General features: G+C 35.3%; 1 protein-coding gene and 1 pseudogene. One reads left to right on the forward strand and one right to left on the reverse strand.

The window, feature by feature from the left end; genetic code table 11:
- Positions 1–457: 457 nt before the first annotated feature.
- Positions 458–727, reverse strand: a complete 270-nt coding sequence (locus ACFO3G_RS01440) for a hypothetical protein (RefSeq protein ID WP_380077288.1) — start codon at positions 725–727, stop codon at positions 458–460.
- Positions 728–1,085: 358 nt separating this feature from the next.
- On the opposite strand from ACFO3G_RS01440, the pseudogene ACFO3G_RS01445 reads away from it, so the two are divergent.
- A pseudogene (locus tag ACFO3G_RS01445) lies at positions 1,086–1,333 on the forward strand (Arm DNA-binding domain-containing protein); the annotation flags it as partial.
- Positions 1,334–2,474: the final 1,141 nt, after the last annotated feature.

Here is a 2,474-nt window from a genome sequence, read left to right on the forward strand (position 1 = left end):
CCCGGGGGGACGCCAATCCCCCCGGTGTTTTTCATGCCCGCCTGACGGATGAACAAAACAATGAATTGAAATGATTAATTTTGACTCAAAGATAAACCTCCTTTACACACTTTTTGGGATACTACCAAACCAATAGGACGAAACCGTCCTATCTGAATGTTAATATATGTATAGGTGGCTTTTTATGGACAAATTGGCGGCTTAAAAATGGACTTTAGGCCGCCTTTTTTGTAAGGTCGCGCGACTTGCAATCCATTCTCGCGCGACTTTGAACCTAAACTCGCGCGAGGTTGCACCTGAAGTAGCGCGACTTCGCATGTCAAGGTCGCGCGACAACGGATCGAAAGTCGCGCGAGAATAGATTGCTTCTCGCGCGAGCTTATTTGTTAAAATAGCGCATAAAAAGGCCCGTTTCGTACTAATAAAACGGGCAAAGTGTGTATAGGGTCATATTCCCCTAACCCTTGAAATTGAGATTTTGAAGTTGAATGAGTGTTGTTTGAGTAGCTTTTGGTGTACTAACCAGGATAACAGTATTTAACAGATAAAGTCCTTTTAAGACGAGCTTCACAGCCCATAGAGAAAGACCATTCATAAGATCATATTTGATGATTACAAAGTCACCTATCTCTGCCTCCTTGATAAGACATATCTTACCTTCAAGGAGGAAGATACCTCCAAGCAAAAGGACAATCAAAAGTAAGGTAAATAATATGTTTATCATCATGTATCTTATTCTTAACTGGTCACTAATGTACTAAAAAGGAATCTCTTTCGCAATGATACAGCAATTATATTAATTCGAAAACAGAAAAAGCCTATTTTTCAAATAGAGCTATATGGAGATTGGAAGGAGGGGGAAGTGTTGGAAGAGAGGGGTTTTGCATAGAAGAGCCAGATGGGGTGAGGGTAAGAGTTAACGGTTTTTATGCAGGAGTTTCGTTACCAGGTCATTACCTATTTTCCGCTGTGAACTCTATGTAACTGGTAATTATTCTAAACTGGTACTGTTGCATGAGGCTCAGTGTTTTGCATAGCAATGAATGCTTTGGTAACGGGGAACTTTGCCCATAAAACTAAAGCATATGCAAAAGAGTAAGATGAAGGTGTTGCTCAACCTCAAAAAGAGCAATTTGAATAAGGAGGGTAAGGCTCCGATTATGGGGCGAATAACTGTTGGGCAGTTTATGGATCAATTCAGTTATAAACTCTCTTGTGACCTTGAGCTGTGGAATGCTCGGGAGAGCCGTCTGAATGGTCAGAGACGAGAGGCTGTTGTAGTGAATAGTAAGCAGAGCAGATACTCCTATCTATTCACAATACGTTTAGCATGTCGGTATTGATATAAAAAGCTAATACTTTTGGCTACTACCAAGCTAGGAATTTATTCCCTCTGTGGAGCGAGGTGTTTTGTTGGACAAAAACACACCTGCCAAGTTAGAAAAAGGGTGAGAGTTTTAGGTTACCCAAAACTGTCAACAGGTTATCAAATTCAATGAATACTCTTGTAAATGTGAGGTTATGAAATCAGATTTTAATGAAAAAACAGTATCAAATTATATAGACTTAAGGAACCTAAGGTGTTTTTCAGGCTTATATTTTACCGTTCAATTAGCTTCTCATAATGTTAATAATAGTGTATTTTATGTGCTAACATAAAAACTACGCAGATTCATTTGTATAATTGACACCTATACGCTTAGTATAAAACTATTAATAATGATGTTTTGATATATTGCAGAAAGCTTCGAGAGTAGTCTGTTTTTTGCTAAAATAATAATCTTACTTACACTGTTGTTGAGCCTATCCTCTTAAAATTTCCGATCCTTTTTAGAAGTATTTAGGCTGAAACTATATCTATGAATTCATCTTTGAAATTCATTTTTCTATCCGGTTTTATAGCTTGTGGCTATGAAATTGCAATCACAATATAGAAGAGTCAAAATAGATCAAACTGTACTTACATTAATTGTGGGATCACTATTGATATTTTAGAATGCATTTTATTTGGAGAGGAATGTTTTTCTTAATTTGTTTGATTGATTTGAGTTGTTTTTTAGAATTGAGCTTACAAGTTCTATATGATTCATCAATTTTTGAAATTTATACTCCTCATTCCCTTAAATCAATAAATATAAATCATTGAAATAAATCAATTTATCTATCTGTAAACAAGTTAGTTAAATGTATTTTTGGTCAATCTTAACTCATAATAGGAGCAAAAAATATGAGAGCACCTCACCATTACTAATGATTTTTGCTCTAATTCCTTGTTCAGACCTTATCATATATCTGCTTTGATCATTTGAAACCGATCTGAGAGGTTGTTATAATCTTTGATTTAAAGTTAGAAGCTGTTTAAATTTAATTGAAAAACAATCTTATACAAGGTGTTAATATATTGAATATCAGTAGGTTAGTTGATTTATTATTTGTAACTTTATGATTATCAAACAATTAAAGTTATGGAGCAA

Source organism: Falsiporphyromonas endometrii (assembly GCF_042654485.1).
In the GTDB taxonomy this organism is placed as follows: Bacteria; Bacteroidota; Bacteroidia; order Bacteroidales; family Porphyromonadaceae; genus Porphyromonas; species Porphyromonas endometrii.

Excerpts from the sequence above, each read along its gene's own strand:
- ACFO3G_RS01440 (WP_380077288.1), bottom strand. The coding sequence starts at position 727 with ATGATGATAAACATATTATTTACCTTACTTTTGATTGTCCTTTTGCTT.